Source organism: Photobacterium chitinilyticum (assembly GCF_004104355.1).
Lineage (GTDB): Bacteria > Pseudomonadota > Gammaproteobacteria > Enterobacterales > Vibrionaceae > Photobacterium > Photobacterium chitinilyticum.
Genome location: NZ_RJLM01000006.1, coordinates 220,823 through 246,918, shown reverse-complemented (window position 1 = coordinate 246,918; position 26,096 = coordinate 220,823). Strand labels below are relative to the sequence as shown.

At 46.1% G+C, this 26,096-nt stretch carries 28 protein-coding genes and 1 pseudogene; 18 read left to right on the top strand and 11 right to left on the bottom strand.

Going from position 1 to position 26,096, the window contains the following annotated elements:
* Positions 1-138: pseudogene (locus EDI28_RS16410) on the top strand (IS3 family transposase); the annotation flags it as partial.
* Here EDI28_RS16410 and EDI28_RS16405 read toward each other — a convergent pair.
* From EDI28_RS16405 to EDI28_RS16395, 3 genes are all read right to left on the bottom strand, one after another.
* Complete coding sequence (locus EDI28_RS16405; protein ID WP_233353421.1) at positions 131-736, bottom strand: DUF2955 domain-containing protein; 606 nt, start codon at positions 734-736, stop codon at positions 131-133. The pseudogene EDI28_RS16410 and the gene EDI28_RS16405 sit on opposite strands and share 8 nt — an antisense overlap.
* Before the next feature lie 5 nt (positions 737-741).
* Entirely contained in the window at positions 742-1,923 is a 1,182-nt protein-coding gene (locus tag EDI28_RS16400) for an HlyD family secretion protein (protein ID WP_128784958.1), read from the bottom strand.
* A 171-nt stretch (positions 1,924-2,094) separates the two neighbouring features.
* A complete protein-coding gene (locus EDI28_RS16395; RefSeq protein ID WP_128784957.1) occupies positions 2,095-3,309 on the bottom strand; it encodes a multidrug effflux MFS transporter in 1,215 nt (404 codons plus the stop codon).
* A gap of 89 nt (positions 3,310-3,398) precedes the next feature.
* Here EDI28_RS16395 and EDI28_RS16390 point away from each other — a divergent pair, with 89 nt between their 5' ends.
* Positions 3,399-3,893 (top strand): MarR family winged helix-turn-helix transcriptional regulator, encoded by a 495-nt coding sequence (locus tag EDI28_RS16390; protein ID WP_233353419.1) that lies wholly within the window; start codon positions 3,399-3,401, stop codon positions 3,891-3,893.
* A 145-nt stretch (positions 3,894-4,038) separates the two neighbouring features.
* Here EDI28_RS16390 and EDI28_RS16385 read toward each other — a convergent pair whose 3' ends face one another.
* The gene (locus EDI28_RS16385; RefSeq protein ID WP_128784956.1) at positions 4,039-4,386 is read right to left on the bottom strand and encodes a RidA family protein; all 348 of its coding nucleotides are present in this window, start codon (positions 4,384-4,386) and stop codon (positions 4,039-4,041) included.
* A gap of 263 nt (positions 4,387-4,649) precedes the next feature.
* Between EDI28_RS16385 and EDI28_RS16380 the strand changes: the two genes are divergently transcribed.
* From EDI28_RS16380 to EDI28_RS16370, 3 genes are all read left to right on the top strand, one after another.
* Entirely contained in the window at positions 4,650-5,504 is an 855-nt protein-coding gene (locus EDI28_RS16380) for an AraC family transcriptional regulator (RefSeq protein ID WP_128784979.1), read from the top strand.
* Between the two features lie 112 nt (positions 5,505-5,616).
* The gene (locus EDI28_RS16375; RefSeq protein WP_128784955.1) at positions 5,617-6,402 is read left to right on the top strand and encodes an AzlC family ABC transporter permease; all 786 of its coding nucleotides are present in this window, start codon (positions 5,617-5,619) and stop codon (positions 6,400-6,402) included.
* The gene (locus EDI28_RS16370) at positions 6,399-6,707 is read left to right on the top strand and encodes an AzlD domain-containing protein (protein WP_128784954.1); all 309 of its coding nucleotides are present in this window, start codon (positions 6,399-6,401) and stop codon (positions 6,705-6,707) included. The genes EDI28_RS16375 and EDI28_RS16370 overlap by 4 nt, the downstream gene beginning before the upstream one ends.
* Before the next feature lie 99 nt (positions 6,708-6,806).
* On the opposite strand, the gene EDI28_RS16365 is transcribed toward EDI28_RS16370, so the two are convergent.
* Positions 6,807-7,946: a multidrug effflux MFS transporter gene (locus tag EDI28_RS16365; protein ID WP_128784953.1), complete on the bottom strand. Its 1,140-nt coding sequence runs from the start codon at positions 7,944-7,946 to the stop codon at positions 6,807-6,809.
* Positions 7,947-8,081: 135 nt separating this feature from the next.
* Here EDI28_RS16365 and EDI28_RS16360 point away from each other — a divergent pair, with 135 nt between their 5' ends.
* Positions 8,082-8,846 carry an AraC family transcriptional regulator gene (locus EDI28_RS16360; protein WP_128784952.1) on the top strand — a complete coding sequence of 255 codons (765 nt, stop codon included), beginning with the start codon at positions 8,082-8,084 and terminating at the stop codon, positions 8,844-8,846.
* A 243-nt stretch (positions 8,847-9,089) separates the two neighbouring features.
* A complete protein-coding gene (locus EDI28_RS16355) occupies positions 9,090-10,325 on the top strand; it encodes an MFS transporter (protein ID WP_128784951.1) in 1,236 nt (411 codons plus the stop codon).
* Positions 10,326-10,378: 53 nt separating this feature from the next.
* Here the strand turns inward: EDI28_RS16355 and EDI28_RS16350 are convergent, their stop codons facing one another.
* The 3 genes from EDI28_RS16350 to EDI28_RS16340 form a co-directional block, all read right to left on the bottom strand.
* A complete protein-coding gene (locus tag EDI28_RS16350; protein ID WP_128784950.1) occupies positions 10,379-12,697 on the bottom strand; it encodes a hypothetical protein in 2,319 nt (772 codons plus the stop codon).
* Positions 12,698-12,801: 104 nt separating this feature from the next.
* Positions 12,802-14,805: a hypothetical protein gene (locus tag EDI28_RS16345; protein ID WP_128784949.1), complete on the bottom strand. Its 2,004-nt coding sequence runs from the start codon at positions 14,803-14,805 to the stop codon at positions 12,802-12,804.
* 287 nt (positions 14,806-15,092) lie between these two features.
* Positions 15,093-15,779 carry a GntR family transcriptional regulator gene (locus EDI28_RS16340; protein ID WP_128784948.1) on the bottom strand — a complete coding sequence of 229 codons (687 nt, stop codon included), beginning with the start codon at positions 15,777-15,779 and terminating at the stop codon, positions 15,093-15,095.
* 221 nt (positions 15,780-16,000) lie between these two features.
* Between EDI28_RS16340 and EDI28_RS16335 the strand changes: the two genes are divergently transcribed.
* The 7 genes from EDI28_RS16335 (at position 16,001) to EDI28_RS16305 (ending at position 22,008) form a co-directional block, all read left to right on the top strand.
* Positions 16,001-16,345 (top strand): UxaA family hydrolase, encoded by a 345-nt coding sequence (locus EDI28_RS16335; RefSeq protein ID WP_128784947.1) that lies wholly within the window; start codon positions 16,001-16,003, stop codon positions 16,343-16,345.
* Positions 16,346-16,348: 3 nt separating this feature from the next.
* On the top strand, positions 16,349-17,524 hold the full coding sequence (locus EDI28_RS16330; protein ID WP_128784946.1) for a UxaA family hydrolase: 1,176 nt from the start codon (positions 16,349-16,351) through the stop codon (positions 17,522-17,524).
* A 14-nt stretch (positions 17,525-17,538) separates the two neighbouring features.
* The gene (locus EDI28_RS16325; protein WP_128784945.1) at positions 17,539-18,654 is read left to right on the top strand and encodes a mandelate racemase/muconate lactonizing enzyme family protein; all 1,116 of its coding nucleotides are present in this window, start codon (positions 17,539-17,541) and stop codon (positions 18,652-18,654) included.
* 26 nt (positions 18,655-18,680) lie between these two features.
* Positions 18,681-20,282, top strand: coding sequence for a BCCT family transporter (locus EDI28_RS16320; protein ID WP_128784944.1), 1,602 nt, complete (start codon positions 18,681-18,683; stop codon positions 20,280-20,282).
* 192 nt (positions 20,283-20,474) lie between these two features.
* Positions 20,475-20,873 (top strand): hypothetical protein, encoded by a 399-nt coding sequence (locus EDI28_RS16315; protein ID WP_128784943.1) that lies wholly within the window; start codon positions 20,475-20,477, stop codon positions 20,871-20,873.
* A gap of 141 nt (positions 20,874-21,014) precedes the next feature.
* Positions 21,015-21,578, top strand: coding sequence for a CDP-alcohol phosphatidyltransferase family protein (locus EDI28_RS16310; protein WP_128784942.1), 564 nt, complete (start codon positions 21,015-21,017; stop codon positions 21,576-21,578).
* Between the two features lie 58 nt (positions 21,579-21,636).
* Positions 21,637-22,008 (top strand): hypothetical protein, encoded by a 372-nt coding sequence (locus tag EDI28_RS16305; protein ID WP_128784941.1) that lies wholly within the window; start codon positions 21,637-21,639, stop codon positions 22,006-22,008.
* 8 nt (positions 22,009-22,016) lie between these two features.
* Here EDI28_RS16305 and EDI28_RS16300 read toward each other — a convergent pair whose 3' ends face one another.
* Positions 22,017-22,907 (bottom strand): LysR family transcriptional regulator, encoded by an 891-nt coding sequence (locus EDI28_RS16300; RefSeq protein ID WP_128784940.1) that lies wholly within the window; start codon positions 22,905-22,907, stop codon positions 22,017-22,019.
* A gap of 103 nt (positions 22,908-23,010) precedes the next feature.
* On the opposite strand from EDI28_RS16300, the gene EDI28_RS16295 reads away from it, so the two are divergent.
* The 4 genes from EDI28_RS16295 (at position 23,011) to EDI28_RS16280 (ending at position 25,336) form a co-directional block, all read left to right on the top strand.
* Positions 23,011-23,619 (top strand): short chain dehydrogenase, encoded by a 609-nt coding sequence (locus tag EDI28_RS16295; protein ID WP_128784939.1) that lies wholly within the window; start codon positions 23,011-23,013, stop codon positions 23,617-23,619.
* A gap of 34 nt (positions 23,620-23,653) precedes the next feature.
* Complete coding sequence (locus EDI28_RS16290; protein WP_128784938.1) at positions 23,654-24,181, top strand: cytochrome b; 528 nt, start codon at positions 23,654-23,656, stop codon at positions 24,179-24,181.
* A gap of 329 nt (positions 24,182-24,510) precedes the next feature.
* Positions 24,511-24,942, top strand: coding sequence for a hypothetical protein (locus EDI28_RS16285; protein ID WP_128784937.1), 432 nt, complete (start codon positions 24,511-24,513; stop codon positions 24,940-24,942).
* A 175-nt stretch (positions 24,943-25,117) separates the two neighbouring features.
* A complete protein-coding gene (locus EDI28_RS16280; protein ID WP_128784936.1) occupies positions 25,118-25,336 on the top strand; it encodes a DUF6500 family protein in 219 nt (72 codons plus the stop codon).
* Positions 25,337-25,378: 42 nt separating this feature from the next.
* On the opposite strand, the gene EDI28_RS16275 is transcribed toward EDI28_RS16280, so the two are convergent.
* A complete protein-coding gene (locus tag EDI28_RS16275) occupies positions 25,379-25,822 on the bottom strand; it encodes a DUF2589 domain-containing protein (RefSeq protein WP_128784935.1) in 444 nt (147 codons plus the stop codon).
* A 12-nt stretch (positions 25,823-25,834) separates the two neighbouring features.
* On the bottom strand, positions 25,835-26,086 hold the full coding sequence (locus EDI28_RS16270) for a hypothetical protein (protein WP_128784934.1): 252 nt from the start codon (positions 26,084-26,086) through the stop codon (positions 25,835-25,837).
* Between the last annotated feature and the right edge of the window lie 10 nt (positions 26,087-26,096).

The following is a 26,096-nucleotide window of genomic DNA, read 5'->3' as shown; positions in this document are numbered from 1 at the left end:
GGCAAGGCCTCGATAATCAATTACATTACCGGATACTACAGCCAAGTCAGGCCACATCAATACAATGGTGGGCTAACACCGAACGAGTCAGAGCGCCGCTTCTGGCTCACCCATAAAACCGTGGCCAGTTTTACTTGACCACTTCATAGACAACAATGAGTGCTTTTAACGCGTCTTCTATCCGTTGTTGGCGAGTCAACGACATTGGTGTCACCTCAGTACAAAATTCATCCTTTTGTTTATCTTCCGGAAGCAGCCAATGAAGGAAAACGAAGCCAATCACAGCCAAGGCACCAGAGAAAATCAGGCCAGAACCAACATATATTGCCAATCCAGAATGGATGATCCCCAGATACGGCAATAACATCACGGCAATTATCAGTATCGTGGCAAAGAAGTTCCAACGAGGATCAAGAAACAAATAATAGGCATATAGCATTAAGAGGCCAACAAGCAACAACAAAATCACGGGATAATGAGTTACGCCCATACTGACACTTAACCCTATGAGCACAGTCAGCACCATCGCAAGCAGTAATTGTTGAAACCTTTCACGGCTCGAAACCGGATAGTCGACCAAGAATTTAGCTAGAAATACGGGAAAGATAAAGGAAAGTCCCCAACCAATACCAAATGCCAACCCGCACGCAATCACAATACCCAATGTATACCGGAGCACCCGACGGTGGTAACGCCGCAGCTCGATCGGGCTAATAACCTTGGTTTCATCTGACATACGTATCACCTGACATACGATAGCCAGCTCATAACTCGGATCCATACCCGGCCAAACATATTCAAGATAGAACTGTCTTGGGTATATACAATCACATCAGCCTGGCCTCCAACCCGACGAAAACCTCGGGCGGTATCATCATCAAAGCGTATTGCTACAGGAAAACGCTGTGTTTGCCGCAGCCACCCTGTTTGCGGCGTCACCGATGCCAACTGACCAGCCTGTTCACTCTGCCCCCAGCTAATTCCCCAGTCGATACTGGCAACTTTACCTTTAAATACTCGGCCAGGTGCAAAATCGAGAACAATTTCGACTTCATCTCCGACAATCATATTGCCTATACTATTTTCACGAAAATAGGCATCGATCCAGACATCTTCGCCAGAAACAAAGGTCAGTAACGGCTGGCCGGACTGGGCATAGAAACCTTCATTCAGCCTAAAATTGGATACCCCACCGATGGCCGGAGCCCTTAATACTGTTCGCTCAAGATCTATCTGCGCTTTTTGTAACTGAAGCAATGCCGATTTTACGGCGCTATTTTCCTTACCCGTCGAACCAAGCTGCGTTTTAGCCTGCTCAAGATTGGCCTGCGCCGTTGCTACTTGAGCTTTGGCGCTCGCTAATGCCGCCCGTGTTTTATCAGCTTCGGCCTTTGGCACTATGCCTTTTTTTGTCATTGCCAGTATTCGCGACGCCTGAGTGCGAACATGTGCCTGATTTGCCAACGCATCAGATAACTTGGCTTGAGCTGAGGCGACTGATGCAGTTTGCACTCCGACACCCTGCCCAGCCTTCACCAATCCTTGCTCTGCTTCCTGAACCGCCAACTGGTAATCTGCCGGGTCAATTCGAATCAAGGGATCGCCGGGCTGTACAACATCGTTTGGTTCAACCATCACATCAACAACACGGCCGGAAACCAAAGGCGTAACAGGAATCACATATCCTCTAACTCTTGCCATGTCAGTTGATGGAATATAGCGATCGGCCAATACATAAAACACGAATAGGCCAATACAAGCCAGCAATACCATAACGGTCAACTTCTTAACCTTATCTGCCGGGGGCCTATCCTTCTTTGCTTTATCTACTCGTTCTTTTTTAACCCGTTTAGGCTTTCCTGCTTTGGGGGCTATTCGCTCACCGGGTTCAGCCTGAACATTCGGCATGTTCTCTTCTGACATACTCTGTCTCCGCTGACAGTCTTAGCTCGGTCATAAACTTGTACTGAGATTAGATTCGTACGCTATTAAGAATAGTCATGTCAGCAATTAAGAATGCTTTAACAAAGAGAATGTTTTTTTGTTACCACGTCACTATCACCTCGCACCTTGCTCTGCACATTACCCTGCTATTTACTTTGCCTGGTGCTCTATTTCAGTCGAACGGGCGTCTTGTTGACTCTCCAACTCAGATCGGGAACTCACAAATGCCCCAGTCAGCGCAATCAAGGTCGAAACTAACATTGCTAAAATCATTGGCCAAAGCGTATCAACACTAAGCATCGCCGCTAGCGCACTGACTGCCGCCCCAACACCATACTGAACGGCACCGAGTAATGCTGATGCCACACCAGCGCTGTTGGCAAAAAATCGCATAAAACAGGCGCTGGAGTTGGACATAATACCGCCATTGGCTGCAATGGAAATCACAAAACCAACAACTGCAAACCAAAGGTTTTCAGGAGCAATAATCATCGAACCAACGAGCGTAACTCCGCCAATCAATTGCATACCAAGAAACGCTTTCAGCAGGATTGCCGGCTCATAGACACGCAGCAGCAAACTATTGGCACGGTTAACAATAACAATACCGACAACATTGACTATGAATAATCCGGAGAAAAGCTCAACCGTTACTTCGAAGTGTTCGATATAGGCAAATGGTGCGTTGGTAATAAAGGTCATCAGTACAGCATAGCCAAATGCTTGTGCGAGCAGGTAACCAAGTGCACGGCGCTCTTTGATAACCGAGATATAGCCGCCAGATTTTTTCTGCTTAGTCACCTTTTCGGCTTTAGGCATAACGACTGCAGCTCCAACGGCGACAACAACAGCAACAACACTTAATATGATAAAGATCGAAGGCCAGCCCAGTGTTTTTAACACAATCGTTCCGACGGTTGGGGCTATAGAAGGCGCCAACATCATGATCAGCGCAACCAGTGAAAATAACCGGGCTGCTTCTTTGCCTTCGGCATTATCACGAATTGTCGCAGGCACACCGACTACCGCAACCCCACCGCCAATAGACTGTATAACACGCCAGCTCCATAACATTTCCATAGACTCGGCACTGGCAATCAATAAGCTACCGACCGAAAATATCAGCAGCCCTGCAACCATTATCGGTCTACGACCAAACCGATCTGAAAGCGGCCCGCCAAATAACTGGCCAATAGCCATACCAAGCACATAAATACTGACTGTCACTGACACCATTGACGTTTCGATATTCAAGTCGGCCGCCATTGCAGGAATAGCAGGCAAGTAGCTGTCGATTGCAAAGGGAGACATTGCAAAAACGGCAGCAAGCAACATTATCAACGATGTCGACATTTTTTTATTCATGAAAACCTCTTATTTATCTTTCTAGAAAGATACTAGCTAGCAATTATCTTTCTAGCAAGATATATTTAAATGGTGATCAGGAGGAAAAGATGATGATCAAACAAGAAACTGTCGCTAACATCTTGAATAAAATTGAAGAAAACTGGCCGCTGTCTGCCGAAAAATGTTCTCCCGCGGTCCTTCGGATACATCGTATCCACGATTATCATCAACAGGATTTAATCACTATTCTCGACAAATATGATCTTCAACGCGCAGATTTCGGCGTGCTGGCAGCACTTCGCCGCCAAGGTAAGGCTTGTTGCTTGACCCCTACCGAGCTCTACCGTTCAATGCTGTTTAGCTCAGGTGGCTTAACAAAAGTTCTGAGTCGTATCACTACATTGGGGCTCATTGAGCGCATTGACAATCCAGAAGACAAGCGCAGTAAATTAGTCAAACTGACAGAGCGCGGCAAAGTACTGATTGATGAAATCATTCAAAAGCTACATAACCATGAGCAAGAAGCTATTTCAGTGCTTACGGAACAAGAACAGCATCAACTCAATGAACTGCTGACAAAATTGCTTAGCACCAGAGAGTAGCGGGTTGAAAAGTGTAAGAATAAAGGAAGGTAAGCAATTTCAGTGAGGGATCACCAGGTGAGAGAATTTGCCTGCTAATACAATGAATAAAACAGGCCTGAGAATCAGACCTGCTCACCTTTACAAGCACCAATAACGTAGGTGCTTATTTCTCTGCAGCAACCACAGAGATTTCAACCAACAAAGCTTCACGAGCCATACTCGCTTCAACACATGCGCGAGCAGGTGCGTGGCCTTCAGGTACCCAGTTGTCCCACACATCATTCATTTCAGCGAAGTCTTTCATATCTTTAATGTAGATGGTAGCTGAGAGCATATGCTTTTTGTCACTACCTGCCTGTTCAAGCAAGGCTTCTACTTTATCCAACATGGTTGCTGTTTGCTCTTTGATGCCTTGCGTCGCATCAGCACACACTTGACCACAAAGATAAATAGTACCGTTGTGCTTAACAATACGGCTCATGCGTTGCTTGGTTTCCAGACGTTCGATCATACTATCGCCTTTTTCATTCTAAGGAAGACAGCCCACGTTATGGGCGAAAAGAAGGCACATTCTAGCCCTAAAGCCACCGAGTTAAAACTCTGCTAACTATGCTTAAACGCAATAAATTAGGGTTCGCGATCACAAATAAGCATTTAGTCATCCATATTCTTGTCGCTTGTCAAAAGGCAATTTTGTACAAACGCTTCGGGCATCACTTCGTTATACTCACAAATGAAGACAAAGAGTATCAGGCGATGGAGAAAGCAAACAAAATGGATTCAAAGAAGAAGCAGTCGCCTACGAAAGAGCGAGCTACCTTTAGCATTGCCGGTGAACTGGGCGGTATTGATCTGCTTGATGCCGACTACCACCACCAGAATTTTTCGCGCCACAGCCACGAAGGCTACACGATCGGAGTTATCGAAAATGGAGCGCAGCAATTTTACCGCACGGGCGGCAACCATGTAGCTCCGCAAGGCAGTATCATTCTGGTTAATGCCGATGAGGTACACAGCGGCCACTCAGCCACCGAGGGCGGCTGGTCCTATAAGGCAATGTATCCCCTTCCCGATCAATTTGAAACCATTAGCCATGAATTAGCTTCCGGCCTATCAAGCAATGGTGCACCATACTTCCCTTCGCCGGTTGTGTACGATCCCGAACTCGCCAACCAGTTGAGGCTAGTATTTGAAACGCTAGAGAAATCAACCAACCGCCTGCTCAGGGAGACGCTGCTCTACGGTGTGCTCACCAGGCTTATGTGTAAGCATGGCAAGAGACCAGCCACTCCCCAAGACATATCAAAAGCGCAACGACAGCTTAAGCTGGTCAAAGAGTTTCTTGATGACTTTCCAAGCGCCGATATCTCGTTGCAGGAACTGGCTAGCCTTGCCTCATTCAGCCCTTACCATCTAGTAAGGGCATTTCAGAAAGAATACGGATTTCCGCCGCACGCCTACCAAATTCAGACTCGCTTACGGCTAGCAAAGAAGTTAATCAGACAAGGGCACACCGTTTCGGACGCGGCTCAAGAGGCAGGATTTCACGATCAAAGCCACCTTCATCGTCATTTCAAAAAAGCAATGGGAATCACCCCCGGCCAGTTTGCCAAGCAAGTTGCACGTTGATACTGGGCTTCGTGCCGGAATATCTTCCGCTATTGAGCAATAACGTACAAGTTTGTATCGTGGTTAATTCTTAAAGTGAAAAGTATCACTGATAATAATGAAGAAACACACGATGCAAACATCCATTACAACCGACATAACAGATACCAGTAACCAGCAACAGACATCACAGGAAAAGCGTTCTCTGTTCAAGCAAGGAGCGCTAGCAGTCAGTCCGCTCTGTGTTGCAGTGATCCCATGGGGCTTGTTGGCAGGATCTTTCGCGATTGATATCGGTCTTGACCCATTCCAAAGTCAGGCACTGTCGGCAATTGTATTTGCAGGATCGGCTCAGCTCGTTGCAACAGGCCTATTAAAAGTAGGTGCAGGCTTGGCGACAATTTTGATGACCACCCTGTTCATTACCTCACGTCACTTGCTATACAGCATCACTATGCGCGACAAGATCAGCACACTACCGCTGAAATGGCGGATTGGCTTGGGCTTTTTGCTCACCGACGAGCTATTCGCACTTTGTGGTCATCAATCTCCCAAAAAATTTAACCGTTGGTATGCTCTGGGAGCTGGCCTGTGGTTCTATATTTGCTGGAACCTAGCTACGCTTGCAGGCATTGTAGCAGGCAAGTTCATTCCCAATCTGGACACTCTTGGATTAGATTTTGCCATTGCGGCCACGTTCATTGCCCTTGTCGTGCCAACAGTCAAAAATGCATCGGTGCTAGTCTCGGTGGTTGTCGCCATGATTCTTTCTGTTGTCATGCAGGCCTATAACGTAGAAGGCGGCCTAATGCTGGCAAGCCTTGCTGCAATGGTCGCCGGTTACAGCTATGACAAATACTTTGGCAATGCCGATCCTAATAAAGCTACAGCCCCAATAAACAAGGGAGAAGACGCATGATCTGGCTTACCATTCTGGCAATGACCTTACTCGTATTCTCCAGTCGCTATTTGTTTCTGGAGCCAAAACTTCCGTTGCGACTCAATGCGCAGGCGCAAAAACTACTTAGCTACTCTAGCCCCGCGGTACTCACTGCCATTTGGGCGCCTATTGTATTTTTACCAAAAGGTGAACTTGCACTCTCTTGGCACAATCCCTATTTGGTTGCAGCCCTTGTAGCAGTATTATTGGCCTGGAAGCTAAAGAATGTCTTACTCACAGCCGTTATTAGTATGAGCATATTTTTCCTGCTCTCAGCTTTCTAATAAGTGATTCTTCAAATCTCACGATATCATTACAACGAATAACGTCGATTTGCCATACATTCAGCCTGTTGAAATCAATTTCAACAGGCTGTTCAGCTATTATGGCTTTGCCCCGGCTCTCACACTCACTGCCACAGTCACCAGGGCAACAACTGCACAAACCACCAATACTACTCCTAAGTTTTGCACTGCTCCGGCAATTGCAAGGCCACCACCAATCATCAGGTAGTACAGCAATCCAAGAACAGCACCCGCGCTTCCAGCCTGAGAGCGATAATTAACCAGCGCCTGACTAAGAACATTAGGAATACCAATACCAAAGCCCATCACAACAAGTACCATCGGGATCAAGAACCAAAGTGAACCCTGTAATAGCAGAACACCAACCGCACCGAACAGGCCAAGAATACTTGCAAGAGCCAGGAGCTTTGGATGGGTGAAACCATGCTGTACCAGTCGTTTGTTTAACAGGCTGCCCGCAAATGTACCAATCGCAAGAACAACACCACTTCGACCAAACTGTATTGAACTGTAGCCCAGCTGCTCGAACAAAAAAGGACCTTGCAGATAGTAGGAGAACAGTAAGATATTAAAGGCGGCAACCAATAACGCATTACGCCAAATCCCGCGGTCTCGAATCATTTGCTGAAACAAATCAGATAATGCCGACGCCTGGGTATTCGCTGGCATTGTCTCCGGTAGCTTTAAAATGCTGACGATCAACAACACCAAAGCCAAACCACTCAGAGTAAAAAAAACATAAGAGTGCCCGCCCCAATCAGCCAAGAAACCACCCGACATCATGCCTACCACCGGGCTGATGGAAATCCCCATCCCCATGTACGAGAATACTTTGCTTAGCGCTGTACCGTCATAGCTGTCGCGCAACATGGTTTGCGTGACAACGGATCCAACCGCGATCCCAAAAGCACTCACTCCTCGCGCAAACATAAGCGCTTCAAAGTTTGGGGCCAATACGGCACCCGCTGCACTGGCTGCATAAATAGACAGCCCGAGCAACATCGTCTTTCGCCGCCCTATCCTGTCCGCAACTACACCCCAAACAATAACTCCCAGAGCAAAGGCTAGAAAGTAAATCGACAAAGTTTGGCTTGCGGCTTTAATGCTGACAACGAATTGAGCCGCAATATGCGGCAACACAGGACTGTAAATGGTCTCGACAATTTGCGGAAACATTATCAGCACGACCATTAAACCTAACGATGGTTTTGCTTTCATTTCATAAACCTCTTATTTTCAAGAGAAGCTCTTATCTTTCGAGCAAATCTCTTATCTTGGAAAAGATGGCTAGTTTACGAAATCATCTTATGGTCAAATAACACAATTAAAACATAAAACATCAAGATCAGGACAATGGCCGCATTCAATGAACATACCGTATTCAATGTCGATGAACTGAAAAACTCGGTCATTGGCATCGCTACGCGCGTTGGCAATCATGATTCGGGTATGCATCAACACCAAAAAGGACAACTGCTTTATGCACCCAAAGGTTGTATGAGCATTTCGCTCAACGGTATAAGATGTGTCTTGCCTCCAACACGCGCCGCATGGATCCCAGCCAATACACCACACTACGCCCGCATGACGAATGTCATCGAATATCGCTCTCTCTACTTTGACCAATCACTGAATGCATCACTACCTTCAGAGTTAAAAATCATAGAGGTGAATTCACTGTTAAAAGCACTGGTCGAGAGAATGGCTTTCTGGGAGTGGGATAAACCAACAGCCGAACAAATGAACACCACAGCTTTGTTTCTCGAAGAACTGAACGTTGCCAAAGAAGAATTACTGCAACTCCCCCTACCCGCTGATCGGCGCTTACAACACTGGCTGATACAACTTAATGCTCCAGACTACATTGCCCCGCCCCTAAACCAATTAAGCTTGTCTATTGGAGCAAGTAGCAAAACCATTAGCCGTATATTTAGCAAAGAAACAGGGATGACCTATCAAGCGTGGCGGCAGCAATGGCGGCTGTTGAAATCAATTGAGTTATTATCTGAAGGATTACAGGTCAACGACGTCGCTTATCGATTAGCGTTTTCTAGCGATAGCGCATTTATCAGCTTTTTCAAACAACAAACAGGTACTACACCACTTCAATATCTATAAAACAGCCCACTAACTCTGCACCTACAATTTGCTCGCTATTATTTCGGAGACTTAATCATTTGGCTTTGTAATAATATTATTTTGACCTTTGCGAGTGACCACAAATTATCAATTATCGCGAACGTAGTTTTATATTATAAATTGCGTATCATCTTCAAATTAGTGAGGTATTCCTACGTTCCAATGAATCTTAGCGTCATTACTGATTTGATAACGTTAGCAATTTTATAATAAGGACATTATGTGAAATCATCTTTCCCCATAAAACTCACACCACTATTAGTACCAATCAGGCTGGATTCATTAGGTGTTTTTTTTATCAATTTTCTAATTCCGATTATCGCTCACCAGAACTTCGAAGCCAACGGCTGGCAAATGGGAATATTATTTTCACTTCAAGCGGTTGGAACTGGCTGCAGCGCATTGATTTTTTCTCGTAAGGTCAATAGCTGGAGCACCAGAGCTAAGCTAATTCGTCTTGGATGCACCATCAAGATGCTTGCATACGTTCTCTTGTATTCAGCCATTCTTTCATCGAGTTATGTTTTAATGGTTGTCGCGACATTTACATTGGGATTTGGATCTGGCCTATTCTGGTTGGTATGGAGAACCTGTTTTGCCCAGCTTAGTGCTTACAAAAATAGAGCCGAAGCTTTAGGCGTTGCGTCTAAACAAGCTGGCATTGGAATTATGTGGGGCTCTTGCTTTGCATTCTCTTTAATAGCCGTAGCAGAATACTTCTCGTTGCCATCCATCATTACATACCTATCCCTTATTGTGTTTGCCGTCGCATCAGCTGTGGCAGGAATGATAAGTTTTAAAGCTATTTCCGTTCTTGCCAATCAAGAAGCTATGCCTCGCAACATACAGCCTGACAAAATCATTCTCTCTACTATTACTGTTTTCCTGTTTACGATGATTTTTGTTGGCCAACTATCCGGGTCACTGGTAGCACCTTTTCTTGAAGTCTATTTGCTAGAGCACCTAAAGATAACAAGCATAGTCGAACTCTCTATGGCCTACATTCCTGGAGGGATTATTTCGATGCTACTTGCTCCAAAACTTGGCTACTATGCTGACAAAATGAATGCCGCTATATATCTCACTGTTGCTGGTTTAACTGGAGCCTTTACGACATGGCTAATGTTGCAGTCGACATCGCTATGGCACATCAGCGTACTATTCATCATAGATGCAAGCATCATTATGTCATCAGGGCTTGTACTGGCTAAATTAATAAGCGAAGTTGCGGGTGAGAGCAAAGGTAGTGCTTTTGGACTCCAAGGTTTTATTAGTAACTTTGGGGCGATCTCCGGGCCTTTGGTTGGTGGTTTATTTTGGCAAATGCAAGGCAGTAAAGGGCCATTTATGTTTTCCATTTCAACTGAAGTTATTTTGGCACTGTGCTGTTTCACCATCCTATTTCCTGCGTTAAAAAGAAGTAGAAAGTTTTCTAGAATAGTCGAGTCTGACGTATAAACAGCATAGGCCTTCACCTATGCTGTTTCTGTTCTTTCAAAGAAAGCGTCAATTTAGCGTCTGTGGTTACTTCCCCGACCTCTTAGCAACATCGTTCCAAGCAATGCCAACAGCCCCCAAAGACCAAACGAACCACCGCTGCCACCATCTGATGGTGATGTTGATGACGGAGTCTGCGGTTTTGTTGCCGTCGTTGATTCAGGTTTAGATTCAGGTGCAGCTGCCACTTTCAGGCTGACAGGATAATGCCGTACACCTTTGCCCGGAGTGGTGATCGCCAATGAAAAGCCAAGTTCTTCCTCGTTGGCAGACGATGGAAGCTCAACATTCAAGACTCTTACATTAGGGTTGGCGATAGCCACTTTCGTACCTTTAACCTGTTCCCAGTTAAATTGGTAATCGATACCGTCTGCCAGCTCTACTACACTTTCAGCATCTAGTACCAAATTCGAGCCAGCAGCCTTCGGCTCAATCTTGGCTTCTCTTGGAGCTGGACCGAGATCGCTTACAGCCACACGAATAATCTTACGACTGACTCGGCTTCCTTGGCTGACTGTTAGTTCAAGCTCTATATCCGCCAATGAGCCCACTTCAGGTAACATAACCTTAATCTGTTCCCCCTGTAGCGGAAGATCAGACAACACTGGGCCACTCACTTGCTTCCACTTGAAGATGAGATCTTCAGATCCTGCCCCTCTTGATGTAGAGGCATCCAACACTAACTCGCTGAGCTCATTGAGCTTGTATGTACCAGCTACATCATTTTTCAATGTAATAACCGGATTTGGAATAACATACTTGGCAACATCGATTCGCCACTGTTTCTTGGTATGGGTCTCACCATCGAACGTATCAAGTTCAAACACCAAAACACTCTCAGATGCACTTGCAGGCACAGAAAATTGCAGGCTTGAACCATTCGCTTTCAACACAACACGCTCGCCAGAAACCTGCTGCCAGGTGAACTGAAGCGCCGCAGGCCAACGGTCAGGATCCTGCGCATCGGCTGTCAGGGTAATACTATCGCCGATATTCGCCTTTGCCGGACCTGCAATAGCAACAGTTGGTACTTGGTTGACATAAGCCCCCCAAGAAACACGATGTGTTTCAACGGCTGAAGCCTCACTATCATCTGCTGTCACCTGAACTTGTACCGAGCCCGCCCCCTGATTCTTGGGAATGTTCAACCGAATTTTCTCGTTACTGAGCTGTTCGAAAGGAACCTTCACCCTATTAACCTGCCAGCTGAGTTTAACCTTTTCAGGCGTCTCGTCAGTCCAGTTTGCACTAACCTCTACCGATTGACCGGCTTGGGTATTTATCGGACCGGTCAGGCTTAATACCGGCGCTTTATTTGCCGGTTTTAGGTTAATCACCCGACTCACAGTCGCTGTCGCCTCACCATCACTGACTTCAGCAGTAACAGTCAACGCACTTACCGTGACCGATGCAGGTACAGTCCATGATAATTGCTTACCCGCAGGCAAAGTCAGCGAAGCAATTCCAGAAATCTTCCAGCTCACAGTCAACTTATCCGCTGCTGTTTCCTTGTCGCTCACCAGAGCGGAAACCTCTAGCAGTTTGCCAGCCTGAACTTCAACCGGAGCATTCAAGGAAATAGTCGGTGCAACATTGACATGTTTAAGTGCGATAGACATCGACTTACTAACAGCAGTCTCAACTGGCTGACGACTGTCCCGGACTTTTAACGACAGCACTAATGTACGGTCTGTGTCTGATGTCGGAGCCTGCCATTGGATAGACTGGCCTTGCCCGATCCAATCGTCACCAATATACCAATCTGCCTGCACAAAACCTGCGCTGTCCGGATCCGATAACTTGTCCATAGCAAAGGCGACACTCTGCCCCTCTGATACTTCAGTCGGTGCACTTATCTCAAATGTTGCTGGGTGATTAACAGCATCGACATCTACCGCATGACGTACAGTGCGCTTCTCGCCATTCAGCGTATACACCGCTTCAATCTCATAGCGCTTAGATTGCGCAAGATCCGGTACCGCTAAACTGAACGTCTCACTATTAGATGCGCTATCCTCACCGATAACCTGCCATTGCACAGTAATAGGCGAACCATTCAGCATCGCCTTGAATGTCAGCGTCGACTTTTCAGACGCCGATGCCGGGCCATCAATAGTGAAGGCAGGAACACATTCAAGTGTGACCAACTCTGCACTGGTATAATCCGACTTGGCTGTCAATTGCCATTTACCGCTGGCCAGCACTGTATTGCTATCTGCGCTCAACCACAAACTTCCGCCGGTACGAGCCATTGAAGCCAAATCGATGGTCGTGTCACTATTGATCAGTTTCGGGATCAGATTGGATTGGCTGTCACCTTTCAGGCGCAGCACATGACGAACATTATCGCTCTTCCAGGCCAGCGGCTTGCTGAGAGTTAGTGACCAGACATTATTCTCTTTTTCAAAAGACTGTATACCAGATTGCTGACCACCAACTAATGTGAAGGGATAAGCCTTATCTTGTACCAGCTTATTGTCTTGCCAATGACGAACCGTAAGCGGTGAGAGCTTACTTCACCACAGGTTAGTTGCGGTGATGGCAGTGTCAGGGCGCGCTTTTCGCTTGCGGCCAGTTCAATATTTTGTTCGACCTGATTCGGCAAAGCCACCGTGACACGTTCTGCCTTATTGGCACTATCATGGTTAACCAGCGTAACCGATGTTTCCGCAGGCATTATAGTGGCGATAGCGACCCGTGATTCCGGCTCAACCTGACGTGGCAATAAATTGGAGTTAGTAAGGCGCAAACGATAAATAGCTTCAGCTTTCAAACTAGGATCAAACCGACGTGCATTTACTAACAGTGCCAGCGAAAGTTCTCGGTACGATGCATCGACAGAAAGACCGGCAAAGGTTTCCAGCACAATGTGATCAGCCAGTTTTCTGCCTTTTTCCTCACCGTGTAATTTAATCAAATCTTCCATGGCAGCCAATAAAGGCTGGGCTAGCATAGGTTCAAAGAAGACCTTCCCTTCCGGCCCCGTTATACCACCATGGGAAGAGGAAATTTTCGCCTCCATACCGTCGAAATAATCATAGAGCTGAGTGCGAAGCTGTCGATCAGCACTCGTTTTGCCGCATGCCCCGCTTCTAAAGTCACTAAGGCTGCCATTCCATTTAGGATCCTGGCGCAAGAACCCAGCGGCCCAGTAGTCGGCAAACCCTTCATTCATGGCCGTGTTAACCGGATTGGAACGCGACAAACCCAGTAATCGAACAAAAACAGAATGCCCCTGTTCATGAAGGGTGGCGCCGGGATCATAAAGAGAAGCATTGCAACTATTATCAACAATCTGAATAATATCGAATGCCGGTTTGTAAATACTGCTTCCACCACTCGCAGTCGTTGACAACACCAAGTTCGGTTTGCTTGGCAGCAAATGCCCATAACCTAATGTATTGGCAGCGTAGCCAATCCCTTTGTCCGCATAGGCGACATTGGTAAGAATACTCGTCAGTTTTCGCTTTTTCTCTGCAGCAGAATCCGCATCACTGTCGGAATTATTCCACAGTTCAGCGAAGGTACGATCTTCAAAGTCCCACGAAAAATCCAAACTATCGAGAAAAACAAGATTTGCCGTCTGCAGTTTGTCAGCGGTATTAATCGATAAACTCTGAGAGATAGGCGGCCACACCTCCCAGAAATTCACCACATAATCAGTACCAAGCGTTCGTTGAGGATGCTGACCGTAACCTTGCCACTGCCAAGGAGATAATGCCGGGATACTTTGTTTATCGCTGCGCTTTGCATAAGGAAAGCGTGGTAAAGCAGACGGGCTAGAGCGCTGGCTATTCCACCAGAGTTCTAACAATCCATCAGGGTTTCGAGAAGGCAAATTAAGCTGATAACCAAGTATCAACACCTTGTTTGAAGAAATACGGTATAACGGAGAACCCGTTATTTCATCGGCAACATAGCTTGCAGGTAACTGACTGTGATCCGCTTTGTTGAGCAACCGTAGCCTGTTGGCTTGAGCTTGGATAGAACGTGTTAATGGTTCATCGGGGTTAGCCACAATCGTTTTAAGCGAAGTAATGGCTTCATCGATACTCTTTATTTTGCTGTTATTACCGGCATCTTCTTTAGGCTTGTAATCCACGACTCGATACTGATACCGAAATAGCTGACAGTTGTTATCGATTGATAAGATCAGCTCCTGCTTTTCCACCGGAATGTTATTGTGATGCAAATTGAAAACTAAATGGTGGCTGCCCACCCCATCAACCTGAGCAATAAATTGGAAGTCTCCCGGTTGCCAAATGCTACCGACGCGGGCCAATACATCCGGCAACAAACTACGCCCTTCTGTTTCGCCAATTGAAGAACCAATGTTGCAGCTTATATCCTTGGGAAATGCCATTGCGTCTGTTTCTTGCACTGGCATTGCATGCACCGAGCCTGCAAAAAGAAATAGAACTGACATATTCAGCTTCAGCATTTAAATAAACCTTACCACATAGTTTTATATCGGCATCATTTCGAACACCGTTCATGAGGCAGGAGTATAAGTAATAATGCGCTTGTTTTGAAGGGTGTTTTTTTAGATTATTGGGACTAGACGTAGGAATTTCGGGGGCTACGATATTATTGAAAACTAATTTCGCGAATATGCTTTGCTTACAAGTTCATCGCCATGAACCATAAGCTAAGCCTCTGAAATGAAAAAGCGAAGGTTGATTGCTATCACCTTCGCCTTCGGCAGCCTGATTTTTAAAGGTCGTAGATTCAAGACTCGTCTTGCTGCTCGGAATAACTCTTCAAATGCTGTTCTCTGTATTTATGGCCGATCACTGAATAAACGGTAATATTCTCTTCAGCCAGTTTTAATGCTTTAACACTTTCACCAGCGCAGATAGCATCCACCAGAGGCACATGACTCAAAGCACTTTCCTCAGGATCATAACTTGCGTGATCGATGTTAAAGTAAATAAGCATTTGGTTAGCGACATTACGGTAGATCTGATGCAGACGCATGTTGCCACTTAACTCGATAATTAACGTGTGCAACTCCAGTTCAAGCTTACTGATTTGTATGCAAGTCACACCCTCACTGCGGCCAACTTGCAGATAATAATCCATCAAATCTCGCAGCCGGATTTTACCCTCTTCGGTTATATGCTCAGCAGCTAACCAGGCAGAACGTGTTTCCAGAGCAACACGCAAATGGTACAGCTCCCACAGGTCATTTTCAGTAATATTAATTACCTGCCAGCCGACATAGGGCTTCTGGATCACCAAGCCTTCATGAGCCAAAGTATTAAGTGCCATCCGCACCGTACTGCGTGATAGCTCCAAATCTTTCGCCAGCGAACTCTCCACCAGCTTTTCACCCATTCCGTATTTTCCACTGAGGATCAATTCACGCAAATAGCCTGCGGCTTGTTCCTCTAAGCTCTGTTTTACGATTTTCATTATCTTTCCATACATCTACAGATAGCGGAATACCGCAGTTGCCTTAATTCTACCGGATTACTCAACAATTCGCATAATCAATAAAACGTGACGATTGTCCGACAATCATACAAAAAATGAATAAATAAAACAAAAAGTGATTTGCGTCGCATTTATTTCGGAATTACTCATTAACATTGCCAACTGTCGATTGTCCGACAATCAACAATCTATGAGGATTTATGGACGCACCTTTGAACAAGGCAATATTGCTTTCTCCAACAGACAACGTGGCGACCTTGCTCGCTGACATTGAAAAGGGGCAGCAAGTTGAAATCATTGATGATGCTAACCGGGCGCAAGGCACCGTCATCTGCAAACAAGCCATCACATTCGGCAATAAAGTCGCGATAGACGTGATTTCGGCGCAAGAAGCGATTCACAAGGCTGGCTATGCCATTGGCATCGCCATCAAAGCAATTCCAGTCGGTGAGCTGGTACACGTACAAAACGTACGCAGTACCCGGGTTGATATCCCTGAACCCATCATCAAGCAAATCATTGAACAAATGCAGATCGAGGAGTAGCGAATGCAGTTTTTCTCAGGCTTTCGTCGTCCCGACGGCCGCGCGGGGATCCGAAATCATGTTCTCATCCTGGCGATTGATGAGTGTGCGGAGGGCATAGCCCGAGCCATTAGCCAAAAAGTACCCGGTACTGTCGTTGTTACCAATTACAACACCTGCATGTACGGCGGAAATGAAGAACTTGTTGGCACTATGGTAGGCGCAGCTCTGAATCCCAATGTTGCCGGCGCTTTGCTGTTGAACATGGGATGCGGAAGTATCGATCCGGCTATTTTGGCCGAGCCTATCCGCAGCGCGGGTAAACCGGTACAGACACTGTCGATTATCAAGTCACGCGGAACGCGCAGCACCATCAAAATGGGCACTGAGCTGGCAAAAGAACTAACGACATATGCAAACCAAATTCAGCCAGAGCCAATCCCGCTTAACGAACTGGTAGTGGGCATAAAATGTGGCGGATCCGATACCAGCTCCGGTATCGCCTCAAACCCTTCGGTAGGACGTGTTGCTGATTTGCTGGTAGATACCGGTGCCACCTGTATTGCCGGTGAACTTATCGAGCTTGTGGGCTGCGAAGATATCCTGCGCAAACGCGCTGTCACCCCAAAAATTGCAGACAAGATTGATCGCCTCATCAACGAAGAGGAAAAACGCTGGCACATCGAAGGCACCAATGTCGAGACCATGAGTATCGGCAACAGTGTCGGCGGCCTTACCACGCTGGAAGAGAAAGCACTTGGGGCGCTGCATAAAACCGGTACCCGTCCGATCCAGGATGTACTCAGGATCAACGCAAAAATGACCGAACGCCCAAAAGAGCCGGGCATGTACCTGTCCGAAACGACGCATCTTTGCGGCGGCTCAGGTATGCACTTCGCCTCGCTGGGTGCTCAGGTGATCCTATGGACCACTGGCGGTGCCGGGTTCAACAACCCTATCGTGCCGGTGATCAGAGTCAGCGGTAACGCGGCCCAAATTACCGAAGACATTGATGTTGATGTCAGCGGGATCATGAACGGTACCGACAGCATCCATTCCAGCGCCGATCGGATCCTCTGCACACTGGAAAAAGTCGTTCAGGGTGAAGCAACCGCCATCGAAGATATCGGTTTTGCCTATTGCACGCTGTACCAAAAAGATCAGCGTTTAGAAAAACTCATTTGTATCGAACCACAATAATTAAGGACTGGGCAGTGCGTATTACAGATATAGAAGTTATTTGCTTAAGAGTACCTGAGCCTGATCAGCCCTGCGAATGGGGCGAAGATGCAGTAATAGTCAAAGTCCATACCGATGCAGGTGTTATCGGGATTGGAGAAGCAGACAGCTCTCCTGCCGTGGTCAAGGCCTGCATCGAGACACCACACTCCAACCTATATTGCTACGGGTTACGTGAGCTACTCATTGGCGAGAACCCGTTAGAGATCGAGCGGCTGTGGAACAAGATGTACTGGGCGTCCAACTATATGGGACGCCGCGGTGCTGGGATCCATGCCATCAGTGCTATCGATATTGCCCTATGGGACATTGCAGGCCAGTTTTATGGCGTGCCGGTTCATACGCTGCTGGGCGGGAAATACCGCGATCAAATCCGCGCCTACGGCACCTTTATTCCTGACAGTCAGCCGGAGAAGAACCGCGATATTGCCAAGAATCTTGTTCGGCAGGGTTTCACCAGTATCAAGTTCGGTGGCGGCGTATTCGGCGATGATCCTGATACTGACTACCAAATTGTCCGCCACGTGCGCGAGGCCGTTGGCGACGAAATAGAAGTTCAGATCGATCTGGCCTCCAAGTGGCGTACCACCGGCCACGCCGCCCAAATGTGCAAGCGCCTGGAGCCATTTAACCTGAACTGGGTCGAAGAGCCCGTACTGGCAGATGACATGATCGGCTACTCCAAGCTGTCACGCCAGATCCAACCCAACCTAGCAGGCGGTGAATCACTCACGACCCGCTATGAATTTAAGTCCTTCCTAGAACAGTCCGAAGTCGACATCGTCCAGCCTGATATCACCCGCTGCGGTGGTATCACTGAAATGAAGAAGATTTACGATCTTGCCCAGTTACACGGTACCCAGCTCATCCCCCATGGCTTCAGTACCGGCATCTTGCTCGCGGCATCAGTCCACTTTTTAGCTGCCTGCGAGCACGGCACGCTTATGGAGTACTCCCAAAGCTGCAGTCCTTTATTTACTGATCTTGTCAGCAACAGACTGCCCTTTTCGCAAGGCTATGTGCCTGTACCAGATACACCAGGGCTCGGTATCGAGCTCAGTAACGACGTGATCAATAAATATCGAATATAAGAAATCGTGTAGAAGGATTTTTAGTTATGAACAGTGAACGTAAAATAGACAAACCATTAATGGCAATAAGCCTGTCGGTTATCCTCTTTGTTGTTGTTGGCCTGACGCTTTTTCCTGAGCAGGGAAACGCGATAGCCAGCCAGTTATTCAGTACCCTGACAAACCAGTTTGGTGAGATTTTCCTTTTCTTTGGCTTTTTTAGTGTCATTTTCCTCGCCAAAATTGCTTTCGGAAAATACGGAGAGATCAAGCTCGGCAGCGACAAGCCGGAATACTCCCAGTTTACCTATCTGGCGATGATGGTCTGTGCCGGTTTGGGCTCGGCAACCGTATATTGGGCATTTGTCGAGTGGGGGTATTACTACATGACACCACCATTTGACATAGAACCTTATTCACCAATGGCCGCAGAATGGGCAACTAGCTACAACATGTTCCACTGGGGGATCTCGGCCTGGTCACTATACTGTATTGCCTCTCTACCAGTCGCCTACTCTTTCCACGTAAAGAAAAACCCGCAGCTTAAACTCAGTGCGGTTTGCGAAAGCATCATGGGGCGCTTCTACAATCCGGTAATCGGCAAAATCATCGATACGATTTTCATCTTCAGCTGTGTTGGTGCCATGGGGATCACACTGGGTCTGAGTGTGCCGATGGTTACAGAAGGTATTGCCTACCTGCTCGGTGTTGAAAACAGCTTTGCCATGAACGTCGGCCTGATGCTATTCATCACGGCGCTCTTCTCTGTCAGTTCTTATGTCGGCATTGAAAAAGGGATGGCAAAACTCAGCGATATGAACACCAAGCTCGCTGTGATTTTCGTTCTGCTTATTCTCTTTGTGGGTCCAACCTCTTTCATCATCAATCAGATGACCAATGGTTACGGCCTGATGCTCCAAAACTTCATCCGCATGAGCCTATGGACGGATCCGGTTGAAGGCGGCTCGTTCCCTACATCATGGACAGTATTCTACTGGGCATACTGGATGACCTATGTACCGTTCATGGCACTGTTTGTTACCAAAGTATCAAAAGGCCGCAAACTCAAAGAAGTTATCGGCAGCATGGTGGTTGGCGGCAGTGCGGGTTGCTTCATCTTCTTCGGTGTACTTGGCAGTTTCAGCATGAACGTACACCTGACTGAAATCATTGATGTTACCCGCTCTATCACCGAGAACGGCGGCTCAGCCACTGTCATAGCAGTGCTAAATACGCTACCGGGAAGCGCGTTGTTTATTATTATCTTCGCGGTGATGTCTACGTTATTCCTGGCAACCACGCTTGATTCGGCGTCCTTCACCCTGGCTGCAACAGCTGCCAACCAGCTTGATGAAAACGCCAACCCGCCGACAGCACTTCGCTTGTTCTGGTGTTTGATCTTAGCAGCGGTGCCACTGACGATGATGTTCATCGATGCACCGCTAAATACCGTACAAACATTGGCAATTGTGACCTCACTACCCTTGATGGTCGTCATTTTCATCATGCTCTACGGGTTCAACAAGTGGCTCAAAGAAGATTTTGGTGGTGAAGCGGAAGTCGTGACTAATCAAGCTGTAACCAAAGCTGAAAGTAGCGATGATATCGAAACTCCTGATTATCTGTCGCCATCAACTAACGAAAGTTAGAAAGCAAACGTAACACTATTGCTACTATCAAAAGTCCTCTGCCACTGGTAGAGGACTTTTTGTACAAAGCCATACTATCCATTCACAGTATTTACCCATATATTCACACCAGACAAACACGTACAAATAAGCACGCAAATTTGCTTGCATGTGTATTAGAATTGCTGGCCATTCATGGATTATGGGTTTTACATGTTATACCGAACACTCTATCTTCTACTCTTTATTTCAAGCAGTGCTTTTTCAGCACAATGTAATTTGAACAGTATCAATACTATTGATATCAAAGCCGAAAAACATTCAGTTATCCGCAATAAAGAGAACGAAGTACAAAGTTTTATAGAAAGTCCTCCCCAACGCTGTGCCAGTGTACAATTCACAATATCAGGGAGTGGAAGCCGTCTTATATCCACCATCCGTGAATCATTCACAGCCGTATTATTCGACGGCGAAGAAATTACTGCACAAAGCCTCAAAATGAAAGAGAATCAAAGTGACAGAATCTCTTTTGGGAAGCGCTACAAGCATGAAGGATTTGTCTGCTTTGGCAAACAACAAGTACCAATATCTGAGATTCGATGCGAACTATAGAAAAATAAAAAACCAAATAGGTGCCGGATCTACCTCAAAGTACAGCTTTCTAATCGAGACCGACGAGCTCAGTTCAAGGAAAATAACACAAAGAATGGTATACACTGGTGTTAGAGACATCAGCAGGGAGTAGTACCGATCATGGCCTATAGTGTGATCAAGCAAATTCCTAATATCTTGACGACATTACGCCTTCTTTTGGCGGTGCCTATTTGCCTGCTGATCCTTGATAGAAACTACCCCACCGTTCTTTGGATAGCCTTCATTGCAGGGCTCAGTGATGCCGCCGATGGATGGCTTGCCCGCAAGCTGAATGCCTTGACTCGTTTCGGGGCAATTGCCGATCCTCTTTCGGACAAAGCACTACTTATAAGTGCTTATGTTGCTTTTGCCATCGTAGGATTAGTTCCAGTCTGGGTCGCCGCAATCATTATCGTAAGAGATGTGATTATCATCATCGGAGCCACAGCCTACCACTGGTGGTTCGGCCGCTATGAAATAGCACCGAGTTTTTGGGGCAAGGCCAATACCTTCATACAAATCACCTATGCCCTGATGCTGTTAACTCATCAGGTATACCCAATATTTCCTTCACTCAGTTTCCATATCGGTCTGTGGTTACTACTCTCATTAGTGGTAATCAGTGGCGGTCACTATATCTACACTTGGGGAAGAAAAGCCAGAATCAACCTGACAATTAACTAAAGGGAATACATGCCACGAGCCTATGCCTGCTGCATTGTATTAATATAGGTAATTTATCATGACCATATTAATTATACTGTTCGGGACTCTGATTCTTTTCATCGGGATCATTATTACTATTCAACCAAAAGTGATAGTCGGCTTTGTAAGAAAGCGCCTCGGTAACCTGCAACTTCACATCTTTGCAGTTGTAATCAGGATTGTTATTGGTTTTTTGCTGATAACTCAATCCGATGTATCAAGATTTCCGTTTATCATTGAGGTTATTGGCTGGCTGTCTCTCATCGCCGCTTTCACCCTAGCCGCTATAGGGCGGCAAAGTTTCCATCGGTTAATGACATGGGCTGTATCAATGGCCAAACATTACGGTCGTATTGGCGGCATTCTCGCTGGTGCATTTGGCGCTTTTCTTATATACGCTTTTATATAGCCAATCAATTAATATTTCTTACCTGAAAGCTGAGAAACAAAATATTCAACAACAGCTTTAATGGCCAAATTGCTGGTCCCCTTTTGGTGGTAGAGTAAATGCAGATAGAAATTACTTAGTGCATACTCAGCTAACAACTCAATCAGCTTTCCGCTTGAAATGCTCTCCTCAACAAGAAAGCTAGGTAGCTGTGCCAACCCAAGTCCGGCTTCACATAACTGCTTAATACTCGTACCCGAATTGGTAAAAATAGAACCATCGACTGCTACCGATACTTGTTCGTTCTGAGGATTTTTAAATCGCCAACGCCTTGGGCTATCCAATGCCCCCTCAACTAAACAATGATATTTAGTCAACGCCTTAGGAGAAGACGGTGCTCCGTATTGCGACACATAATCAGGGCTTGCAACAACAGCCAGTGACGCATCAGATAATCGTCGAGAAATAAAATTGGAATCAAGCATTTGCGAGGCCCTGAGCGCAACATCAAACCCTTCATCGATCATATTCTCAAAATCATCGCTAAGCACCAGGTGCAATTTAACCAAGGGGAACTGGCGATGGAACTCGGGGATATGGGGCACCAGCAACTGCTGGCCGAGATAAATAGGAGCCGTTATTTTAACGATCCCCTGGATCACTTGTTCATCCGTGTAAACTTCTAGTTCATCTACACGATCCAATATCTCTCGAAATTGTTCAAGCTGCTTATGGCCATCTTGCGTTAAACGCATATTCCGTGTTGACCGATACACCAGCTTACGACCCAGCCAAGCTTCCAACTCAGTCAGGTTCTTGCTGACTACCGAATTCACGACACCTAGCTTTCGTGCTGCCGCTGACATTGATCCCTGCTCGGCTATCTCGACAAAGATCGCCATTGCTTTGAGCTTATCCATAATTTTGCATTTTAGAAAAAATTATTTCGCATTTAATCGCATTCTGGAAAACAAGTAAACCACCTACACTCCTCATATCGAAAACAGCGACAAGGGAAAGATCATGAAAATTGCAGTATTCGGAGCATCCGGAAAAATTGGTAGCAAAGTCATTGAACAGCTAACGCTAAACCATGAAATTATAAAAATTGGCTCTAGATCCGGTGACTTTGTCACTGACTATACCGATGCCCAAGCCGTCCATGCTGTATTTGAACAACTTGGCGAACTCGATGCCGTCGTCGTTGTGGTTGGCGGTGATAGCATGTTCAAGCCATACCACGAGCTATCAGACGAGGATTTCCGCTATGGGGCAGAACGCAAACTAGTTGCCCAGTTCCGAATCACCCGTATTGCCGGAAAGTATCTTAAGCCAAACGGCTCCATCACCCTGACAAGTGGTTTCCTTAGCCATTATCCCAATGGCTACAGTATTGCCACAGGCCCATTCAATGCCGCAATTGATGCTTTTGTCCAGCACACAGCCCCCTTGCTCAAGCGCGGCCTACGTTTAAACGTGGTCAGCCCAGCCCCAGTTGTTGAGCCAGAACGTGTCGGCAGAGGTTTGGTCAGTGCCGAGCAGGTTGCCAATGACTATGTTGAGGCAATAGAAGGTAACTCAACAGGAAAAGTCTTTCGTGTCTGGGGGGGACTACCAGTATCCGGTCAATAGCTCTCACTTCTTTCACCATCAACAGGATTTGCAAATGAAGTATTCAATTTCAATCCGATCCATTCATTGGCTAAGTGCCGTATTGATAATCGGCCTCCTAACATTGGGAATTTACATGACACCCTTTGATATGGACAACATCGAACATTCCGAGTCATTGTATTTTTGGCATAAGTCATTCGGAATTCTGGCATTCCTTTTTGTGACCATTCGAATCATAAACAGACGCCGCCATACACTACCTGGTTTACCTAAAGGCATGCCACAACATGAAAAGCTAGCCGCAAAATTTGCCCACACGGCCCTGTACGTGTTGATGGTACTTGTTCCGATTCTGGGCTACTTGCAGTCCAGTGCCTATGAGTTCAGCAGTGGCGTGCATTTCTTCGGTATCGATCTTCCGGAGCTTATTCCAGACAACCAAAGTGTATTTGAGATCACTAACACCCTCCATAAGTGGGCATCCTATGCCTTTATTGCAGTACTTGCTGCCCATATAGCTGGTGCTATCAAGCACAGGTTATTTGACAAGGAAAATGACGTACTCAACCGAATTCTATAAACAAGAGCTTAGTTATAACCGCAGATGGAGAACACCATGAACACATTCATCAAGCACAAGTTGATGCCTACAAAGCTGAACGGACACAAACTGCCACGCACCTCAAAACCTTTGACGAGCTAAACTTAGTGGCGTTTAACCACCGAGATATATTTTTTGGTGAAAATCGAGATAAAACGATAGTGGATAGGTAAAAATATTGGGATTTGACCCGAAAGCTTACAATACCTTTCTTTACTCTTGTTGTTCACGTGCTGATATTAGAGTCATCAGTTGAAGCTAACCTTTAACTGATGCCTAAATTACGTATATAAAGGTTTTATTCTGATATGAGCAATACTCAAGATACTGTTACGACTAAAATTTACTCACCGAATCAAGTTGCATTCGGGGCGCTTGGCGGACCTGTTGGATTAATTTATTTTCTCTGGGCTAATTTTTCCATACTAAAAAAAGAAAGCCTAACAAAGGCAACATTAATTCTTGGGGCTGTATTTATCATCACTCTCATTTTTGCAGCGCCTTATGTACCCAAAGAGGTTCCAGCACTGGCATTTTCGGCCATGTATGTGATAACAGCATACATTCTCTCTCGAAAATTCCACCTAAATAAATCAGAGATTACAAACTCAGAGGAATATTCTTCTCATTCTAGCTTTCGCGTTTTTTTCATCACCATTCCATGTTTCTGGGTATCTTATGTTGTGGTCGCAGCGCCTCTCCATTGGTTGTATTCAATCGGTTTTTTCACAGGCATCTAGCCTCATATGCCTAAACTCTGAATTGGCTTTCACTAAATTTGAATAGAAGGAAGTTAACACTCATCTTCTCACTCACACGCAACTGTATATAAAGACAGTACACTATTGAGCTCACACTAAATATCGAGTAGTGTCTATTCTCTCAATTATTACACCCAAGAGATGTTTAAAGCCTATGCGTGAGTCATTAAGAAAGAAAGTAATCGATGTTTGCAACAAGAAAATCAATCAAAAAGGCGAAGGTGTCGGTGTTTCATTTTATGCTTTTTTCGCCAACAAAAATGATGCCCCTGAACTATTGATGGAAGCGGCCACTTGGTGGATTAAAACTCACGAACTGGACCACTTTGAAAAAGCCAAGAAAATAATCAGCATGGTCGAAGCAGAAAAGTAGTTTTGGTATTTGGGAATAATAATAGGTTATGGACCGCCCACCCTACCTGTTTGTGATGTCATAAATATATACATCACCCGTTAATGGTTCGTCATTCGCTAGGGTTATTTTCACCGTACAATTATTCTTGGGGTTCCACAATAGTGCCTTCTTGCCTATATCTAATCTCAGCTGGGTATCATTCACATTATCCAATTTTGGCTGCGAAGCGTGAGCATCAACTTCGAACTCAACCTGCCCGACACTAAGGGGCGTGATCGGAACTAAGCCAAAAATCGGCATCTCAACAGCATGCATTGTATTTCCATCCTTGGCGGACGGGATCATCACAGTAACAGTTTTGGCACTCAGATTACCCTGTTCGTCTGCATAGAAGTAATCTCGAAGCATTTGCCGATTTTTCTTTTCCACTCCTTCGGTAGCACCATTCATCGCCTTGGCGATCCCTCCGACTACGCTTTCAAGCGAATTGTTAGGTTTCATCATGCTTCCCCCTTGTTACACCGGTGGCGTTGTATGAACCGGCGCGTTCCCCTGATGCTTAAGTGAGTGAGTATCTTGCTGATAACCACCATAAGCCTTAAGACCTTTAGATACCGTAGGAATACTACTCTCAGCCAACTCGATACTGGCCTGGCAAATTGAACAACAAAACTTGCCTCCCTGCAGTAACAATACGGGCTCGATAATAATAGTTGCTGCTGAATTTCCCATCTGCTGGCAGTTCGGACACGGAATAGCAATTGACATAAGTATTTCC

Excerpts from the sequence above, each read along its gene's own strand:
- EDI28_RS16405 (WP_233353421.1), bottom strand. The coding sequence starts at position 736 with ATGTCAGATGAAACCAAGGTTATTAGCCCGATCGAGCTGCGGCGTTAC.
- EDI28_RS16400 (WP_128784958.1), bottom strand. The coding sequence starts at position 1,923 with ATGTCAGAAGAGAACATGCCGAATGTTCAGGCTGAACCCGGTGAGCGA.
- EDI28_RS16395 (WP_128784957.1), bottom strand. The coding sequence starts at position 3,309 with ATGAATAAAAAAATGTCGACATCGTTGATAATGTTGCTTGCTGCCGTT.
- EDI28_RS16390 (WP_233353419.1), top strand. The coding sequence starts at position 3,399 with ATGATGATCAAACAAGAAACTGTCGCTAACATCTTGAATAAAATTGAA.
- EDI28_RS16385 (WP_128784956.1), bottom strand. The coding sequence starts at position 4,386 with ATGATCGAACGTCTGGAAACCAAGCAACGCATGAGCCGTATTGTTAAG.
- EDI28_RS16380 (WP_128784979.1), top strand. The coding sequence starts at position 4,650 with ATGGATTCAAAGAAGAAGCAGTCGCCTACGAAAGAGCGAGCTACCTTT.
- EDI28_RS16375 (WP_128784955.1), top strand. The coding sequence starts at position 5,617 with ATGCAAACATCCATTACAACCGACATAACAGATACCAGTAACCAGCAA.
- EDI28_RS16370 (WP_128784954.1), top strand. The coding sequence starts at position 6,399 with ATGATCTGGCTTACCATTCTGGCAATGACCTTACTCGTATTCTCCAGT.
- EDI28_RS16365 (WP_128784953.1), bottom strand. The coding sequence starts at position 7,946 with ATGAAAGCAAAACCATCGTTAGGTTTAATGGTCGTGCTGATAATGTTT.
- EDI28_RS16360 (WP_128784952.1), top strand. The coding sequence starts at position 8,082 with ATGGCCGCATTCAATGAACATACCGTATTCAATGTCGATGAACTGAAA.
- EDI28_RS16345 (WP_128784949.1), bottom strand. The coding sequence starts at position 14,805 with ATGCTGAAGCTGAATATGTCAGTTCTATTTCTTTTTGCAGGCTCGGTG.
- EDI28_RS16340 (WP_128784948.1), bottom strand. The coding sequence starts at position 15,779 with ATGAAAATCGTAAAACAGAGCTTAGAGGAACAAGCCGCAGGCTATTTG.
- EDI28_RS16335 (WP_128784947.1), top strand. The coding sequence starts at position 16,001 with ATGGACGCACCTTTGAACAAGGCAATATTGCTTTCTCCAACAGACAAC.
- EDI28_RS16330 (WP_128784946.1), top strand. The coding sequence starts at position 16,349 with ATGCAGTTTTTCTCAGGCTTTCGTCGTCCCGACGGCCGCGCGGGGATC.
- EDI28_RS16320 (WP_128784944.1), top strand. The coding sequence starts at position 18,681 with ATGAACAGTGAACGTAAAATAGACAAACCATTAATGGCAATAAGCCTG.
- EDI28_RS16315 (WP_128784943.1), top strand. The coding sequence starts at position 20,475 with ATGTTATACCGAACACTCTATCTTCTACTCTTTATTTCAAGCAGTGCT.
- EDI28_RS16310 (WP_128784942.1), top strand. The coding sequence starts at position 21,015 with ATGGCCTATAGTGTGATCAAGCAAATTCCTAATATCTTGACGACATTA.
- EDI28_RS16305 (WP_128784941.1), top strand. The coding sequence starts at position 21,637 with ATGACCATATTAATTATACTGTTCGGGACTCTGATTCTTTTCATCGGG.
- EDI28_RS16300 (WP_128784940.1), bottom strand. The coding sequence starts at position 22,907 with ATGGATAAGCTCAAAGCAATGGCGATCTTTGTCGAGATAGCCGAGCAG.
- EDI28_RS16295 (WP_128784939.1), top strand. The coding sequence starts at position 23,011 with ATGAAAATTGCAGTATTCGGAGCATCCGGAAAAATTGGTAGCAAAGTC.
- EDI28_RS16290 (WP_128784938.1), top strand. The coding sequence starts at position 23,654 with ATGAAGTATTCAATTTCAATCCGATCCATTCATTGGCTAAGTGCCGTA.
- EDI28_RS16285 (WP_128784937.1), top strand. The coding sequence starts at position 24,511 with ATGAGCAATACTCAAGATACTGTTACGACTAAAATTTACTCACCGAAT.
- EDI28_RS16280 (WP_128784936.1), top strand. The coding sequence starts at position 25,118 with ATGCGTGAGTCATTAAGAAAGAAAGTAATCGATGTTTGCAACAAGAAA.
- EDI28_RS16275 (WP_128784935.1), bottom strand. The coding sequence starts at position 25,822 with ATGATGAAACCTAACAATTCGCTTGAAAGCGTAGTCGGAGGGATCGCC.
- EDI28_RS16270 (WP_128784934.1), bottom strand. The coding sequence starts at position 26,086 with ATGTCAATTGCTATTCCGTGTCCGAACTGCCAGCAGATGGGAAATTCA.